Origin of the sequence: Rhodococcus erythropolis R138 (assembly GCF_000696675.2) — a bacterium.
GTDB lineage: Bacteria > Actinomycetota > Actinomycetes > Mycobacteriales > Mycobacteriaceae > Rhodococcus_F > Rhodococcus_F erythropolis.
This window is the reverse complement of the sequence record NZ_CP007255.1, coordinates 5,749,812-5,766,309: the sequence shown is the minus strand read 5'-3', so window position 1 is coordinate 5,766,309 and position 16,498 is coordinate 5,749,812. Positions and strand designations below refer to the sequence as shown.

Here is a 16,498-nt window from a genome sequence, read left to right as displayed (position 1 = left end):
GGCCTCGGCCAGTTACGCCTTGGTGGAGGAACCGGCGCGCGTCGCGGTCACGCGGTGGGAGAAGCGCCGCCACATCGGTGAACCGGCAAAGGGCAACGCGGCCAACCCGGTCACGACCAAGGCCACCAACATCGAGAACTGAATCGCGAACGAGTCGCCCACATAGCCGCCCGGCGCCCGCCACGGTCCGGTCGAGAGCAGCGTGATGCCGATCATCGCGGCCACGCCGGCGGTGCCGACGAGAATGCGTGCGGTCCGAGCCGGGCCGAAGATTCGCAGCGCGGCAAGTCCGAGGATCGAGCACACAACTGCGATCGCCGCTCCCACTCCGCCGCCGATGACGGTGGCCGCCGCCAGCATGCCCACCCATCCTGCCGCGACGCTGCGCCACGGTCGGGGTGGTGTGAGGGGCTTGGGCTCTCGGCGCGTGGGGACAAGAGCCGCGAACAACAGCGGGATCAGCAACACGAGCCCGCCGAAGATGCCGAGGCGGTACCAACGGTCGCTGGGGAAGTCGATGGTGACGGTTCCCGCGGTGCCTGCCGGCACGATCCAGCCCTGCTGCCAACCGTTCACGACCACCGGCGTCAGCTCGGAACCGTCCGGCGCCGTGGCGATCCAACCGATGCTGGTGCTCTCGGGATTGACGATCAGCTGATCGGCGGACGAGCCCGTGACGGTGAGTTCGCGGTGATTCGCCGTCCACGCGGTCGATTCGAGCGGTGTATTCCGTTGCGCGGCTGAAGGACCGACCGCCGTCAGATCGAGATTGTCGACCGAGAATGCGGGGCCTGGTTCGACGACCACTTCAGGCTGTCCCGCCGGCAAAGTCGCCGAAGCGTCCAGACCGCACACACGTGCCTCGACGGGTGCGCCGGTCCGAAGTTGCGTCGCCGTCGCCGTGATCGAGGTGGGGAATTGCTGTCCGGCAACCGAAATGGTCGGGCCGTCGCCACAGGTGACGGTGACGGTGCGGTTGTCGAATGATTCTGCGCCCTGCACTCCGGAACCGGCGATCGGGGTTCCGTCGGCACCGACGACGCCGACCTCGGCGAGGCCGGTGGGCTGCGCCTGGGCGAAGCCGAGCGCCGTCTGATCGAGGACCGGTTCCCAAGCGGTGATGCTCAGGACGATCTTGTCGGTGACGAAGGGGGCGAGGGTAACTCGACTGGTTCGAGGCGTGTCGTCCGAGGGTTCGGGCAGCTCTCGCACCTGCGGCCCGTTGCCGAGATTCACCGCGACACTGGTCGGCAGCGACGGCAGAGTGCCAAGTCCCCGGGTGATGTCCAGGCCGGTGACCAGGGTGGGCTCGGGAAGATTGAGAGTCAGCGTCGGTTTCGGGCCGCCCGGTTCTGTGGTGCTCTGCGGCGCCGACCACGTGGTGCGTGCGTCGCCGTCGGTGGCAGCGAAGGCAGATCCGCGTGTGTCGCCGATGTCGCTCGAACCCGAAGCCGTGATTCGGCCGGGGACGGAAAGCAGATCTTCGAGGGCGTTGCCCTGACGCGCTCGGACAGTCAGTGTCGGTGCAACGACTGTGTTTTCGGGCACCGTGAGCGTGCGCTGGAAGCGGCTCGGCTCTTCGGGTATCGCCATGAATGCATTGCTGCACCGCACGCGGTCCGTCGAGTCGGCGCAGGCGTTGCGGCCGGGGAACTCCTGGCTCAGGTTCCACGCGTTCACAGATGCGCCCGTCGGCGTACTCGGCAGGACCGTGTCGAAACGGATCGGTACGGTCTTCGGCGCGCTGCGATCGGAGAAGTCTTCGACGGAGAGTTCGCTGATGCCGAACTGTGTTCCAGGCGATCCGTTTTCGGTGTGAGTCGCTGTGACGCGTACCCACGGAGTGTTGCCGCCCGGGATCGAGACGGTGATGGGCTCACCGGGACGCTCCACCTTCACCGCCGTGCTGCCGTTCGGTGTCGAGACCTCGAGCCATTTGACGGGAGCTCCGATTGCCGCGGCACTGGTGGTCAGATGAAGCAACCCACTGGAAATCGGTGTGTCGAAGTCGATCTGCAACCACTGGCCCAGTGCGCGCTCGATGCCGTTGCTGAACCAGCCGGTGGCCGGATCGCCGTCGACCGTCGACGCGGGACTGCTCGACGGTGAAGTGCCGCCCAGCTGGGTGGCGTCGGAGGCTGCGCTGGAAACGGTGATCGACGCTCCGCTCCAACGGCCTTCCACGAGAGGCGTGTTCGCAACCGGATAGTCGGGCACCAGATTGTAGGTACGACGAGCGTCGTCAGGGGTGCGCAGGGCGGAACTGTGGTTGTCGACCTGACCGAAATCGGTTTCTCGATCGCGCGGTGTGTCGGTGACGGTGACAGAATCGACGGGCAGTCCCGCAGCTTCGGCGTCGGCGGCGAGAATCATCGGCCCGGTCCCCGGAACCAGCCCGCTTTCGTGAAGTCGTACAGACGATTCCGGCCCACCTTGTACACGCGGAACCTGGTTCAGGTCGACGGAGTACGGGCCACTGACCGCCGGGGTGCCGTCGGGCGGGGTGACCTCGAAGATTTCGATGGCCGGGTAACCGGGACGCAGATCGCTGTCCGCGACCAGCCCTTCGATCTGTTCGGGGCTGTCGTCTTCACCGAAGTGGGCGACTCGCTCGATCCCCGGCGAGCCTTCGACCGCCTGGTGCACGAGTATCGGCCTGGCCGATCGCGACGTTTCGCCGTCGAGGTCGTTGCGCATCACCAGGTAGTGGATGCCCTGCCCAAGCAAGGTCTGCGCGAGGCCGTCCGACGGCCGTCCGTCGGCGATGAGACGTTGCACCGAATCGAGCGCTCGGATGGCGCCGGGAGGGGTCAGCGGGACCGAGTCACGCACCGCCCACGGCGTACTCGCCAACGCCTGAAGCGGTTCGTCACGCGTCAGACCCCAGACCTGGCTGCCGAAGGGCGCTCCCGGGACGACCAGGGCACGTTCGGCTTCCGATCCGGGGGAGGTGTTGTCCTCGAGCCACTGCGCTGCTTCGTTCCAGTACGAGGGAACGTCCGGATACGCACCGCGGGGAGCGAGCTTTCCCGTCCAGGCCAAGGCAGTCGAGAGGGTGAGGGCAACGAGGATCAGGCTGGTCAGTGCGACCATCGGTTCGCGCTCGGGATGGGCGAACGCGCGGCGCCATCGGGCGAGTGGAACCGATCCCGGTAGTGGCACTTTGGCCAGCAGGTGTGCGAGTCCGAGCACCAGCGGCAGACGGACCAACGGCTCGAGCTTGTGGACGTTGCGCAGCGGCGCGCCCGCCGAGTCGAGGAACAGGCGTACCGACTCCGACACCGGTGAGCTGAGTTCACCAACGTATCCCGCGGCCAGGCCGGTGATACCGACGAACAGGATGAGTGTCAGCCGGCCGCGAGCAGGCATGGACCGCATGCAGAGCCCGGCGAGGCCGGCGGCGGCAACCAGACCGGTGGCGACAACTGCTGCGGGCTGGGTGACCAGGACGGCGCCGGCAATGCGTTCGGGGGAGACGAACGGGGTCCAACTGTCCGTGCCGCGAAGTATCTCGGCCAGCGACGCCCATTGCGTGGTGACACCGGCGGACTCGATGTAGTCGAGGAACGGTGGGCTGATCTTGCCGAGCAGAAGCAGCGGCACGATCCACCAGAGTGTGCCGAGAGCGACGAACAGCGCCCACCACGCGGTGAACGTCAGCCATGTTCGGTTGGGTTTGTGCGAGAGCCACCAGATGATCGCGACCAGGCAGGCCGCGGCAGTGGCGACGGCATTGATCGAACCCATGAGCGCGACGGCAAGCGCGGATTGTGCGGCTAACCGCCTCAACCCCCGTGAGCGGTCAGGGAGTCCAGGGACTCCTTTTCCACGCACAGGGCCGAAGGCCAAAATCACCGGCAACAACACCCACGGCGCCAGCATCATCGGCAGGGTTTCCGAGGAAATCGAACCGAGCGTGGTCAGCGCGCGGGGAGAAAGAACAAAGGCAACCGCTGCGATGACGCGCGAACTACGGCTGCCGATATCGAGAGCCTCGGCAACTCGGATGATGCCCCAGAATCCTGCGATCAGAAGCAGCGCCCACCAGATGCGCTGGGTGATCCACGGCGGAACGTTCGCCAACTCGCCGAGCGCGAAGAACGGCCCGTGCGGAAAGAAATATCCGTAGGCCTGGTTCTGAACCTGGCCGAGCGGGGCCTGACTACTCCACTGATGCGACGCGCGTTCGAGAAAACCGAACGGATTCTGCGTCAGGTCGTACTTGGTGTCAGCGGTGATCAGACCCGGCGATTGCAGAAAAGTGAGAAGAAACGCTACGACGGAGGCGCCGAACAGCCACCGCTTCGACAGGGGCTCTGCCGACGGGGCGGTGTCTACCGAAGACACCGCTGCGTCGGCGGAAGAACGGGAACTCGCGAGGCCTGCGCTCTCAGCGGCTGCCGTACTCAACCTGGTTCAGCACGGAAGAATCTGCGTTTCCGCTGCGGTCGATCTCGGGACGAGTGTTGTCCGACGCGGCGGCCGTGACACCGAAGATGACGCCGGCACCCAGAACGGCACCGATGACAGCGCTGGCCACACCGGGGACAAGGAACTTCGTCATCGCGGATCTCCCAATTGGTCGTTAGTCGGTCGTTCGCGGTCGGACGGACTTACCGGCCCGTACGAACTGCTCGGGTCAAGGTATCACCCGCACTCGAGAATCCGGACGATTACCCTCGTGACGTGCTGGTCAGTCGAGGGTTTCGGCACCGAGCGCGGTCAACAGAGTGCGCAGTTTCGTAGATGTCTCGTCGAGTTCGTCCTGCGGATCCGATTCGGCGACAATTCCACCACCCGCGCTGGCCCAGGCGTTGCGGCCGTCTGCACTGATCTCGGCGCAGCGGATGGCAACCACCCAATCGCCGTCACCGGCCTCGTCGCACCATCCCACGGCGCCGCCGTAGAAACGGCGGGGCTCCTCGGTCTCGCGGATGACTTTCAGTGCCGCGTCAGTGGGTGTTCCGCACAGCGCGGGCGTCGGATGCAGAGCGATGGCGAGGTCGAGCGCAGTGGTGTCGTTTCGCAGCGTGCCGCGGATCGGGCTGGCCAAGTGCCAGACCTCGTGAGTATTGGTCAGTTCGGGAGTTGCCGGCACCGACAGATCACTGCACATCGGTTGCAGGACCTCGCGGATCCACGCCGTCACGAAGGCGTGCTCGGCCAGATTCTTCGTCGAATGCAGAAGGCTCTCGCCTGCCGCGCGGTCTTGATCGGCGTCGGCGGATCGCTTTGTGGTCCCGGCCAACGGGCGACATGTCACGACGCGCCCGCGTCGACTGACCAATACCTCGGGCGTCGCGCCGACCAGGCTGTGGCCCTCGAATTCGGCTCCCGCAGCAGAGAGGTCGACGGCAAAGGTGTTGGCGACGGGATTGAGCGCCGCCATGCGTGCGGCGAGCGCGGTTGGGGAGATCGGGGTCTGCGTGCGAAGTTCCACAGTGCGAGCCGCGACAACCTTGTCGATCTCTCCGCTGCGGAGGCGTCCGATCAACTTTTCCACCCGACGAAGATGCTCCGACGACGACGGGATCTCCCGGTCAACCCGGGTCGTGGGCAGGGCCTGGGGATCGCGCGGTTGCCACGGCCGCGACGCGATCGTCGCCTCGGCAGGTTCGTACAACGCCGTTGCGGCAGCCGGGTCGAAGGGGAGCGCTCCGACGATCAGCTTTGTCGTACCTGCCGACAGGGCGTGGGTGGCCGCGTCGGAGCTGTCGAAGCTGCGTCGTACGCCGCGGGTGACCACGCTGTGATCGGGGCGCGAGAGAACAAAACCGTCCATGGTGGTTTCGACACTAGTCGGCCACGGATCAGGAATGCGCGAAGGTCACTTCCCCGGAGGGACGATCAACACCGGCCGATGACTGTGACGCAGAACATGATCCGCGACGCTGCTCTGCAGTAGCGACCGCAAACCCGTAGTGCCACGGGTGCCGGTCACGATGATGTCGACGTCCAATTCGTCTGCGGTTTCGCAGATTGCAGACCAGATCGCGGATCGGCACTCGGCGCTTCTGCCTTCGACGGTCAGGCCTGCGGCCTCGGCCAGTGCGACGCCCTCGGCGAGGGTGACTTTGGCGTCGGTGTACGCGATGTCCTCGACGTCGTCGTCGGGAACCCACTCCGGTTGCATCACCCCGGACAGGCCGGACATGCGAGCGGCCTGGCGAACCATCGGCTCCCAGGCAGTGACGAGAACAGCACGATTGGCGGAGAGGAAACGCCCCGCATAGTCGACTGCACGCTTGGCGTTGTCGGAACCGTCGTACGCGATGAGCATCAGACCTTGTGGCATCACGACCTCCTCGTCAGCGGGGGAATCGGTTCTCTTCCAGGCTACCGTCCCGATGTGCCCGTGAGGGAGTGTATGGGTACCGGGTCCGTTACGGTCGAGGTATGCGGATCAAGTTTCTGAAGGCTGCGACGACCATTGCTTTATGCGGAGGGTTGGTTGCGGGATGCTCGGGCGAGAACGGGACCGCCGATCCGGTTTCGAGCGCCCCGACCAGCACCACCTCCGAGATCACGTCGACGCCTGCGGCATCCAGCTCCGCGCCCGTCGCCGCGTCGTGCGGTAGTGACCTTGTGGCTTCACTGTCTCTGCGTCAGAAACTTGCCCAGCTGCTCAACGTCGGCGTCACCGGGACCGACGACGCGTTGTCGATAGTGCAGAACGAGGAGATCGGCGGCATCTTCGTCGGAAGTTGGACCGATCAGTCGATGCTCACCAATCGCGAAGTGCCGCAGGTTGCTTCGGCGTCGAAGTTGCCGTTGATGGTGACGATCGACGAAGAAGGTGGACGAGTTTCCCGCGTCGCGGACATCCTCGGGCCCGATCCGTCGGCCAGGGAAACGGCGCAGACCATGACAGTGGAACAGACGTACCAGATGGCACTCGAGCGTGGACGTGGGTTGAAGGATCTCGGGATCACCGTCAACTACGCCCCCGACGTCGACGTCAGCAGCCAACCCGACGACTCCGTGATCGGGGACCGCTCGTACTCCGACGACCCCCAGACCGTGGTTGCCTACGCCGGTGCGTACGCGCAGGGTATGCGCGATGCCGGAATCTTCCCGGTGATCAAGCACTTTCCCGGACATGGCAGCGCGTCGGGTGACTCGCACCGGGGTGAGGTGACAACGCCGCCCTTGCAGGATCTGATCGCGTCGGACCTGATTCCCTTCCGGGAGCTGTCGGGAACCGGAGTCGGCGTCATGATGGGTCACCTCGAGGTTCCCGGTCTGACCGAGCCCGGTACCCCTGCCAGCATCAGCCCCGCAGCCGTTGCGTTGCTTCGCGACGGAGTGGGTTACGGCGCAGCGCCGTTCACCGGCCCGGTATTCACCGACGACCTCAGCGGAATGCAGGCGATCACCGACCGATACGATATTGCCGACGCGGTTCAGGCTGCGCTGGTGGCTGGAGTCGATCAGGCATTGTGGCTGACAACCGACGACGTTCCGCGGGTGCTCGACCATCTCGAGCAGGCCGTCGCGTCCGGTGCGCTTCCGCAGGCGCGGGTCGATCAGGCCGTGGTCACAGTTGCCACTGCCAAAGGTGCCGTGACCTGCTGAGTCGAAGTCGGGATTCGACGCACAATCTTACCGTAGAGTAAGATCGACATTTACCCTGTGGTTGGAGGAAGCATGGCCGGCGGTACCAAGCGACTGCCACGCGCAGTGCGTGAGCAGCAGATGCTCGACGCGGCTGTGGACGTGTTCTCCGACAGGGGGTTTCACGAAACTTCGATGGACACCATCGCAGCCAAAGCCGAGATCTCGAAGCCGATGCTGTACCTGTACTACGGCTCGAAGGAAGAGCTGTTCGCGGCGTGTATTCATCGTGAAGGGCTCCGCTTCCTCGAAGCGCTCGCCCCGGCCGGTGCGCCGAACCTGACTCCGCGTGAACAATTGCGCGCCGCTCTCGAGGGCTTCCTCGGGTTCGTGGGCGCAAACCGCAAGTCGTGGATGGTGCTCTACCGTCAGGCCGTCGGGCAGCAGGCTTTTGCGGGAACCGTGCAGTCCAGCCGCGATCGGTTGATCGAGTTGACTGCGCATCTGCTCGAGTCCAGCACCAAGGATCCTGATGCCGCGCACGACTACGGGATCATCGCCATTGCGCTCGTCGGCGCCGGTGAGGCGGTAGCCGACCGGGTCGCGGGTGGGGAAATCGAAGTGGATGCCGCAGCGGATCTACTCGAATCCCTCGCGTGGCGCGGTCTGTCGGGCAAGAAGAAGTCCGAATAGCCCCCCAAGCCAATCTGAGCGAACGTACCTTTCAGCGCATCCAAGGCGCCGAAAGGTACGTTCGCTCAATTGGGGTGGGTCGAAACCCGACAAAACTCAGGTCAGCGCAGCGTCGCAGTGACGTGCGGGTAACCCTTCTTCGGGTGACGCAGTGACAGATCCCAGCCGTCGTCGGTGCGATCAGCGTAGGCATTCAGCGTCGCCGGTAGCAGAATCGGCTTGCCGAAACGCACGCTGTAGGTGACCTTGTCCGCGACGGACCCCTCGACGGTCCGCAGAACTGCCGCGGCACTCCACATTCCGTGAGCAATGGTCTTCGGGAAACCGAAAGCCTTGGCGCCCAGAGACGAGACGTGAATCGGATTGCGGTCGCCGGAGACGGCGGCGTACTTGCTGATCGTGGTCTGGTCGACGCGGATGGTGCTCATCGGCATCGGCGGGACCTCGTCGGCCTTGGGCTCCGGACCTGGCTGGCCGGACAGGGAGGTCTTCTGCTGGTTCAGGAAGCTCGAGGTCTGTCGCCAGACCAGTTCCCGTCCCACCCGAATTTCGGTGATCACGTCGATCAGCAGGCCCTTGCGGTGCTCACGCAGGTTCTCGGCATGCACCGAGAGGTCAAGCGGTTCGCTGACGGAGATGGGCCGCAGCGATTCGATGACGTTCTCGGCGTGAACGGAGCCGACGGCGGCGAAGGGGAAGTCCTTCGACACCATCAGCTTCATCACGGTCGGGAAAGCCAAGGTGAAGGGGTAAGTGATCGGCAGAGTGTCGCCGAATCGCAGTCCGGTCACGCGGCAGTACGCCGCCAGATTGTCGGTGTCGACCTTCAGCCCGGTGAGGGTGAAGGTCTGCTGTGGCACCGAGCGCGAGTTGGACTTGTTCCACGGCAACAATCCCAGTACCGCCCGGGAGTAGATGTCGAGGGTCTTCGGCTGCTCGGTGAGCGCGACGGTCTTTGTTGCCATCATGCGCCCAGGAGGCTCTGGCCGCAGACGCGAACGACCTGTCCCGTAACGGCATTGGAGGCCGGGCTGGCGAAGTATGCGACGGTCTCGGCGACGTCGACGGTCTCGCCGCCCTGCAGGAGCGAGCTCATGCGGCGGCCGGCTTCGCGGGTGGCGAAGGGGATGGCTGCGGTCATGGCGGTCTCGATGAAGCCCGGTGCGACGGCGTTGATGGTGATGTTCTTCTTCGCCAGGACGGGAGCTTCGGCGTGTACGAGGCCGATGACGCCGGCCTTGGAGGTGCCGTAGTTGGTCTGGCCGCGGTTGCCCGCGATGCCGGCGATGGAGGAGACGTCGACGACGCGGCCGCCTTCCTTGAGGGCGCCCTTCTCGACGAGGTGCTCGGTGATCTTCTGCGGTGCAAGAAGATTGACGTTCATGACCATGTTCCAGCGGCCCTCGTCCATGTTGGCGAGGGTCTTGTCGCGGGTGATGCCGGCGTTGTGGACGATGATGTCGGCTCCGCCGTGACGCTCGAGGAGGTGAGCTGCGAGGACCTCGGCTGCGTCGGCCGCCGTGACGTCGAGGGCGAGGGACGTGCCGCCGACCTTGTTTGCGGTCTCGGACAGTGCTTCGCCGGCGGCCGGGATGTCAGCGCAGACCACGTGTGCGCCGTCGCGGGCAAGCACCTCGGCGATGGTGGCACCGATGCCGCGGGCTGCGCCGGTGACGACGGCAACCTTGCCTTCGAGCGGCTTGTCCCAGCTTGCGGGCGCGACGGAATCTTCAGCGCCGACGACGATGACCTGGCCGTCGACGAAGGCGGACTTTGCCGAAAGGAGAAAGCGCAGAGTCGATTCCACGCCGGACAGTCCGGTGGACGCCTTGGGGGAGACGTAGACCAGCTGAGCGGTGGAGCCGCGCTTGATCTCCTTGCCGACGCTGCGGGTGAAGCCTTCGAGCGCGCGCTGCGCGACATGCTCGTCGACGCTCGACGTTTCTTCCGGCGTCGTGCCGAGAACGACGACGCGAGCCGACGGTGCGAGGTTGCGGATCACGGGCTGGAAGAACTCGAACAGCTGCTCGAGCTCGCTGACCTGAGTGATTCCGGTGGCGTCGAACACGAGTCCGCCGAAGCTGCTGTCGTGTGCCTGAGCCGCCGGGTAGTCGGAGAGCAGTACGCGAAGTGGTTCTGCGAGCCGACCCTTGCCGCCGATGAGGACAGGTCCGGCGAGTGCGGGTTCCCCTGCTTTGTAGCGACGCAGGTTCTCGGGCCTGGGCAGGCCGGCCTTCGACGCGATGAATGCGCCGGGGGCGGACGAGAGGAACTGTGAATAGAGGTCGGGAGCTCCCTTGCTGGCTGCCACGGTCCTACCTTCTGTTGTGTTTCGGGTTGTCTCTCACCGGGCAATCGGAAGAATGCGGCGATAGACAAGTAACTTACTACTGAGTAAGAATAGTCTTCAACAGGTAATCGCACCATCCTTGGAGACGCAAGTGACAAGCAAAGCCCGTTCAAACGCAAAGCCCGCCGCACCGCGCACCGCACCGGCCGCAGCCGCTGCGAAGTCCGCAGGTCAGCGCCGTCCGGTTGCGATCGTCGGCGGAAATCGCATTCCGTTCGCACGCTCGGACAAGGCGTACGCACAGGCGTCCAACCAGGACATGTTCACTGCGACGCTCGACGGTCTGGTGAGCCGATTCAATCTGCAGGGCGAGAAGCTCGGCATGGTCGTCGGCGGTGCGGTGCTCAAGCACAGCCGTGATTTCAATCTCATTCGCGAGTCCGTTCTCGGCAGCGCGCTGAGCCCGTACACGTCGGCGTACGACCTTCAGCAGGCGTGTGGCACGGGACTGCAGTCGATCATCGCCGTCGGCGACGCCATTTCGGCCGGCCGCATCGATTCCGGCATCGGCGGCGGCACGGACACCACGTCCGACGCCCCGATCGGCGTCAACGATCAGGCGCGCGAGTTCCTGCTCTCCCTCAATCGCGCGAAGTCCACGGGCGACCGCATCAAGCTGCTCGGCAACGTGCGTGCGGGCATGCTCGGCCTCGAAATTCCGCGCAACGGCGAGCCTCGCACCGGCAAGTCGATGGGTGACCACGCTGCGATCACCGCCAAGGAATTCGGCATCAAGCGCGAGGACCAGGACGAACTTGCCGCTGCCAGCCACAAGAACATGGCGGCTGCCTACGACCGCGGTTTCTTCGACGACCTCGTCACCCCGTTCCTCGGCCTGACCCGCGACGACAACCTCCGTCCCGGTTCGACCGTCGAGAAGCTGTCGACGCTCAAGCCCGTCTTCGGTACCAAGCTCGGCGACGCGACGATGACGGCAGGCAACTCGACGCCGCTCACCGACGGCGCTTCTGCAGTCCTCCTCTCCACCGACGAGTGGGCAGCCGAGCGCAATCTTCCGGTTCTGGCGCACCTCGTAGATTCCGAAACCGCTGCCGTCGACTACGTCCACGGCAAAGACGGGTTGCTCATGGCTCCCACGTACGCGATTCCGCGTTTGCTGGCCCGCAACGGTCTGACCTTGCAGGACTTCGATTACTACGAGATCCACGAAGCCTTCGCTTCGGTGGTTCTGGCAACCCTGCAGGCCTTCGAGTCCGACGAGTACTGCAAGGAACGCCTCGGCCTCGACGGCGCATTGGGATCGATCGACCGAAGCAAGCTCAATGTCAACGGATCGTCCTTGGCTGCAGGTCACCCGTTCGCGGCAACCGGCGGACGTATTGTGGCTTCCCTCGCAAAGATGCTCGCTGAAAAGGGTTCGGGCCGCGGCCTGATCTCGATCTGTGCGGCCGGTGGCCAGGGTGTCACGGCGATTATCGAGCGGTAACCGCTCCACAATCTCCCCACGCGACTGAAAACTGCGCTCACCTGCAGTGATCGTCGCGAGGGGATGCGTAATCGGGGATCCGGCCACGAGGGGTGGCCGGATCCCCGAACTCTTTGCAAACTTTTTCGCGCAGGCGTGTAACGCTGCAGAATAGCTACCGATATTCATGACAGCCCCGTGTTGCTGCCTGACCCCCGACCTGGCAGCAGCGCGGGGCTCTCGTATGTCCGGATATCCTGTATTGAGTTGTCGGTGAGCGCCGCAGCGACGGTTGATGCAGCGAGGAGCCAACAGGTGAGTGACGAAGAGGGTCCGTCCGTCGAGAAGACGAACAGCGAGGACTCGTCCCTCCCGGAACAGGAACTCGAGTCGGTCGAGGAACCTCAGGCGGTCGAAGAGACCGAGTCGGTCGAGGAACCTCAGGCGGTCGAAGAGACCGAGTCGGTCGAGGAACCTCAGGCGGTCGAAGAGACCGAGTCGGTCGAGGAACCCAAGACCCCTGAGGAGACCGAGGCGGTTGTCGAGGCTGAATCAGTAGAACCTGAACCAGCCGAAGCACCAAGGCCTGTCGACGAAGAAGCAATCGATTCCACAGAAGCGACAGTCGACGAAGCAGTAGACGAGCCGACAATCGTCGAGCCCACAATCGTCGAACCGGCCATCGACGAATCGGCAAACGAGGTCACCACCGTCATCCCAGTCGTCCCAGCGGAGGACGCACCGCCGACGGAAGTAGTCGACTCGGCTCCGGCGACAGAAACCATCGACGAGCAGACAGAGCAGTTCGAGCCCCCGGCAGTGGTGGTTCCCCCGAAGCCGCCGCGTCCCGAGTTCGTGCAGCAGTACGACACCCAGCAATTCGAACCCATCCAGCAGCAGTACGAGCCTGTTGTCCGCGGACCAGAGGCAGTTGCACCACCAGCACCGCAACAACAGCCAGAAGCGCCCGCTCCGGCTTCTTCCCGTAAGTGGGTCAAACCAGCGATAGCACTCGGCGCCATCTTTGCCGTCGCAGTGATTGCCTACGGAGTGGACATCTTCACGTCGTCGGGGAAGACACCACGCGGCACCCAGGTCGCCGGGGTGGACATCGGTGATCTCACGCCTGCCGACGCAGAGGCCACGCTGCGCGCCGAACTCGGCCCAAGGCTCGTCGAACCGGTAGCGGTACATGCCGGCGGCGTCGATTCCCAGATCGTTCCCGCATCTGCGGGTGTGGACGTCGACTGGTCGGCGACGCTCTCGGGCGTGAACGCTCAGCCGATCAATCCGATCACCCGCATCACGTCGTTCTTCGGCTCCCGCGAGGTGCCCGTGGTGTCGACGGTCGACCAGGGTGCGTTGGATGCCTCGATGTCGCAGCTTGCGGCGAACAGCGATCGTGCGCCCGTCGAAGGCGCAGTCGTGTTCGAGAGTGGGAAGGCGACGGGTGTTTCACCTGCCGCCGGCCAGGCTCTCGAAACGCAGCAGGCGGGCGCAACGTTCGCCGCGGAGTGGTCTGACGGTGGCGTCGTCGATCTTCCGGTCGACGAGGTGCCGGTGACGGTCACTCAGGCCGGTGTCGATCGCGCACTGCAGGAGATTGCCATTCCGGCTGCCTCGGGTGATGTCGTGGTCAACGGCCGTGACGGCAAGGTTGCGACGCTCGGCGTCGACCAGATCGGTGAGGTTCTGACCTTCACCCCTGACGGCTCGGGTGGGCTGACTCCGCAGTACAACACCGATGCTGCGATCAAGATTCTGACTCCGCAGTTGGTATCGACTGAAGTACAACCCAAGGACGCGTCGTTCACCTTCGCCGGTGGTAAGCCGTCGGTTGTGCCGGGTGTTGTCGGTGATCTGATCAACTGGCCGGACACGGTCAAGGAACTTCCGGTTCTGCTGGGCAGCACGGCGTCTCGGGCAACACCCGCCGTGTACGGACCGGTCCCGCCGGCGTTGACCACCGAAGCCGCGGATGCCCTCGGCATCAACGAGGTGATCGGCGAATTCACCACCGGTGGTTTCGAATACGCGTCTGGTGTGAATATCGGCCTGGCCGCGTCGGAGATCGACGGGGCCGTGATCAAGCCAGGGGATACGTTCTCGCTCAACGAGTACACGGGTCCGCGCGGTGCGGCTCAGGGATACGTCGAGTCGGGGATCATCAACAATGGTCGCCCGGACAAGGCTGTCGGCGGCGGTATCAGCCAGCTCGCGACGACGCTCTACAACGCGACGTATTTCGCAGGCATGGACGACGTCGCGCACACTGAGCACAGTTACTACATCTCGCGGTACCCCGAAGCGCGTGAGGCGACCATCTTCGATGGTGCGATCGACTTGCAGTTCCGTAATCCGGCGAAGACCGGCGTGATGATCGAGACGATTGCGACGTCGTCGAACATCACCGTTCGGATCTGGGGAACCAAAACCGTCGATGTCGCTTCGACGACCGGCCCGCGTACGTCGCCGACATCGCCGAACACCGTGACGTTGCCGGAGGGGCCTGGTTGTGTGGCTTCGAGCGGTGCGCCCGGATTCACGGTCAGCGACACCCGCGTGATCACCGACCACGCGAGTGGCGCCGAGATTTCCTCGAACACCCGGACCGTCAAGTACGACCCGGTGCCGATCGTGAAGTGCGAGTAGGGAACTACTTGCCGACGAGTGGGCCGAGGGTGCGGCCCGCGAGGTCGACGATGCCTGGCTCTTCGCCGTTGGTGATCAGGTTGATCACGACGCCGTCGATGCCGTGGTCGAGGATGCGCGTCTGAACCTGCTCGGCGACGTCGTCCGGGCCGCCGACGAAATGGCGTTCGGTGGCCTTGGCGACCACGTCTTCCGGCGCCGTGGTGATGTCGAGGCCACGCTCCGCGAGAAACGTTCGCTGATGCGCGCGAGCCTTGTCGCCGTCCTCGTCGATCATCATGAACGTGAGGAAGCTGGTCTCGAGGGTTGCGGGATCGCGACCGGCTTCGTCGCAGCGTGCCGCAAGTGCTTCCATCTTGCGCGGCAGTTCCGAGGGGTCGCAGATGATGTTGAGGTGATCCGCGAAGCGAGCGGCGAGGCTGAACGTCTTCTTCTCACCGCCACCGCCGAGCAGGATCGGCAGGTCGTCGCGGACTCGAGGCTCGTTGATGGCGTCCTTGACGTGGTACCACTTGCCGTCGAAGGTGGGGCGCTCACCGCGGAGCATCGGCGCGATGATCTGCAGTGCTTCGTCGAGTTTCTGGAAGCGCTCGGTGAACGTTCCGAACTCGTATCCGAACGAATTGTGTTCGAGTTCGAACCAACCGGCGCCGATGCCCAGGATGGCCCGACCGCCGCTCACCACGTCGAGGGTGGTGACGGTCTTGGCGAGCATGGGCGGATTGCGGTAGGTGTTTCCCGTGACCAGTGCAGACAACTGGATGGTCTCGGTGGCCGTCGCCAGCGCGGAGAGCGCGGAGTAGGCCTCGAGCATCGGGGCGTCCGGCGCTCCGATTCCGGGGAGTTGGTAGAAGTGATCCATCACGAATGCAGTGTCGAAGCCTGCGGCTTCGGCTTCGCGGGCCTGCGCTATGACGGTGGGGAAGAGGTCCTTGACCGGACCGCCGTAGCTGAAGTTGGGCATCTGGTATCCGAGGCGAGTGCTCACCGTTTCGACGTTACTCGCGATCGGTTGACCTGGCACGATTTTACCAACTCTATGGATTCCGTTGTGCCGGGCAGACTTCCGGAATTCAGAGAAGTTCTTCGGCCGCTTCGCGTCGCTTGGCGCGCTGCTGGTGAAGCTTGACTGCCGCGATTGCGACGCCGCCACCGACGATTCCGCCGACGAGAGCGCCGACCCACGTGGACGATTCTTCGTACGAATCGAATTTGAGGCGCGCCATGATGCCGACTGTGGCGACGAGGTACAGCGCGATGCTGATCACGACCCGGGGACGGTTGTAGTTGGACAACACGTAGACATCGACGTCGCGTCGAAGTGCATAGACAATCGTGACCACCGAGCCGAACAGCGCGACGATCAGCAGCGCGAGCGAGATCCACGCCCCTGTTCGGCCGGCGACCCAGGGCAGAATCACCGAGCTGACGAAGACTGCCCAGAAGACACTCTGCAATCCCACCGCCGAGGCTTCGTTCCAGACGTCGCGCTGCCGCTCGTCCTTGTAGAAGTCGTCGTCCAGATCTCCGACGAACCGCATTGCCTTCATCATGGTGCTCATGCCGTCTCCTCTGGAATTTCTGCGGTGAGTGCCGATTCGGGTAAGGGGAAGAGCGCTTCGACGGTGGTCCCCAGTGCCAGTGCCAGGCGAAGTGCCAGGTAGACACTCGGTGCGTAGTCGCCGCGTTCGACGGAGACGATGCTCTGTCTGCTCACCTGACCTGCCGTGGCCAGTTGCGCCTGGGTGAGGCCGGCGAGGCGTCGGTGCTCCCGCACGTTGTTGTCGCCGGCCTTTCCAGTCATAGGAAAAGTAAAGAATACT

At 64.5% G+C, this 16,498-nt stretch carries 13 protein-coding genes; 4 read left to right on the top strand and 9 right to left on the bottom strand.

Annotated elements, in window-relative coordinates:
• Positions 1–12 precede the first annotated feature (12 nt).
• The 4 genes from H351_RS32875 to H351_RS26495 all read right to left on the bottom strand — a co-directional run bounded on the left by H351_RS32875 (position 13) and on the right by H351_RS26495 (position 6,295).
• The gene (locus tag H351_RS32875; RefSeq protein WP_029254590.1) at positions 13–4,347 is read right to left on the bottom strand and encodes an alpha-(1->3)-arabinofuranosyltransferase domain-containing protein; all 4,335 of its coding nucleotides are present in this window, start codon (positions 4,345–4,347) and stop codon (positions 13–15) included.
• Positions 4,348–4,390: 43 nt separating this feature from the next.
• Positions 4,391–4,564, bottom strand: a complete 174-nt coding sequence (locus H351_RS31595; RefSeq protein WP_003945488.1) for a DUF2613 domain-containing protein — start codon at positions 4,562–4,564, stop codon at positions 4,391–4,393.
• Positions 4,565–4,693: 129 nt separating this feature from the next.
• Positions 4,694–5,782, bottom strand: coding sequence for an isochorismate synthase (locus H351_RS26500; protein ID WP_029254591.1), 1,089 nt, complete (start codon positions 5,780–5,782; stop codon positions 4,694–4,696).
• Between the two features lie 45 nt (positions 5,783–5,827).
• Entirely contained in the window at positions 5,828–6,295 is a 468-nt protein-coding gene (locus H351_RS26495) for a universal stress protein (RefSeq protein ID WP_003945900.1), read from the bottom strand.
• Between the two features lie 101 nt (positions 6,296–6,396).
• On the opposite strand from H351_RS26495, the gene H351_RS26490 reads away from it, so the two are divergent.
• Positions 6,397–7,575, top strand: a complete 1,179-nt coding sequence (locus H351_RS26490) for a glycoside hydrolase family 3 N-terminal domain-containing protein (protein ID WP_029254592.1) — start codon at positions 6,397–6,399, stop codon at positions 7,573–7,575.
• A 72-nt stretch (positions 7,576–7,647) separates the two neighbouring features.
• Entirely contained in the window at positions 7,648–8,247 is a 600-nt protein-coding gene (locus tag H351_RS26485) for a TetR/AcrR family transcriptional regulator (RefSeq protein ID WP_003945885.1), read from the top strand.
• Positions 8,248–8,348: 101 nt separating this feature from the next.
• On the opposite strand, the gene H351_RS26480 is transcribed toward H351_RS26485, so the two are convergent.
• Both H351_RS26480 and H351_RS26475 read right to left on the bottom strand, forming a co-directional pair.
• Positions 8,349–9,212, bottom strand: a complete 864-nt coding sequence (locus tag H351_RS26480; RefSeq protein WP_007734551.1) for a MaoC/PaaZ C-terminal domain-containing protein — start codon at positions 9,210–9,212, stop codon at positions 8,349–8,351.
• Positions 9,212–10,558: a 3-oxoacyl-ACP reductase gene (locus tag H351_RS26475; protein ID WP_003945596.1), complete on the bottom strand. Its 1,347-nt coding sequence runs from the start codon at positions 10,556–10,558 to the stop codon at positions 9,212–9,214. The genes H351_RS26480 and H351_RS26475 overlap by 1 nt, the downstream gene beginning before the upstream one ends.
• Positions 10,559–10,688: 130 nt before the next feature.
• Between H351_RS26475 and H351_RS26470 the strand changes: the two genes are divergently transcribed.
• Positions 10,689–12,044, top strand: a complete 1,356-nt coding sequence (locus H351_RS26470) for an acetyl-CoA C-acetyltransferase (RefSeq protein ID WP_019747140.1) — start codon at positions 10,689–10,691, stop codon at positions 12,042–12,044.
• A 294-nt stretch (positions 12,045–12,338) separates the two neighbouring features.
• Positions 12,339–14,675 (top strand): VanW family protein, encoded by a 2,337-nt coding sequence (locus H351_RS26465; RefSeq protein ID WP_029254593.1) that lies wholly within the window; start codon positions 12,339–12,341, stop codon positions 14,673–14,675.
• 4 nt (positions 14,676–14,679) lie between these two features.
• Here H351_RS26465 and H351_RS26460 read toward each other — a convergent pair whose 3' ends face one another.
• From H351_RS26460 to H351_RS26450, 3 genes are all read right to left on the bottom strand, one after another.
• The gene (locus H351_RS26460) at positions 14,680–15,663 is read right to left on the bottom strand and encodes an LLM class F420-dependent oxidoreductase (protein ID WP_029254594.1); all 984 of its coding nucleotides are present in this window, start codon (positions 15,661–15,663) and stop codon (positions 14,680–14,682) included.
• An 85-nt stretch (positions 15,664–15,748) separates the two neighbouring features.
• The gene (locus H351_RS26455) at positions 15,749–16,237 is read right to left on the bottom strand and encodes a hypothetical protein (RefSeq protein ID WP_029254595.1); all 489 of its coding nucleotides are present in this window, start codon (positions 16,235–16,237) and stop codon (positions 15,749–15,751) included.
• Entirely contained in the window at positions 16,234–16,479 is a 246-nt protein-coding gene (locus H351_RS26450; protein ID WP_019747144.1) for a helix-turn-helix transcriptional regulator, read from the bottom strand. Before H351_RS26450 ends, H351_RS26455 begins: the two co-directional genes overlap by 4 nt.
• Positions 16,480–16,498: the final 19 nt, after the last annotated feature.

Excerpts from the sequence above, each read along its gene's own strand:
- H351_RS31595 (WP_003945488.1), bottom strand. The coding sequence starts at position 4,564 with ATGACGAAGTTCCTTGTCCCCGGTGTGGCCAGCGCTGTCATCGGTGCC.
- H351_RS26500 (WP_029254591.1), bottom strand. The coding sequence starts at position 5,782 with ATGGACGGTTTTGTTCTCTCGCGCCCCGATCACAGCGTGGTCACCCGC.
- H351_RS26495 (WP_003945900.1), bottom strand. The coding sequence starts at position 6,295 with ATGCCACAAGGTCTGATGCTCATCGCGTACGACGGTTCCGACAACGCC.
- H351_RS26490 (WP_029254592.1), top strand. The coding sequence starts at position 6,397 with ATGCGGATCAAGTTTCTGAAGGCTGCGACGACCATTGCTTTATGCGGA.
- H351_RS26485 (WP_003945885.1), top strand. The coding sequence starts at position 7,648 with ATGGCCGGCGGTACCAAGCGACTGCCACGCGCAGTGCGTGAGCAGCAG.
- H351_RS26480 (WP_007734551.1), bottom strand. The coding sequence starts at position 9,212 with ATGGCAACAAAGACCGTCGCGCTCACCGAGCAGCCGAAGACCCTCGAC.
- H351_RS26455 (WP_029254595.1), bottom strand. The coding sequence starts at position 16,237 with ATGAGCACCATGATGAAGGCAATGCGGTTCGTCGGAGATCTGGACGAC.
- H351_RS26450 (WP_019747144.1), bottom strand. The coding sequence starts at position 16,479 with ATGACTGGAAAGGCCGGCGACAACAACGTGCGGGAGCACCGACGCCTC.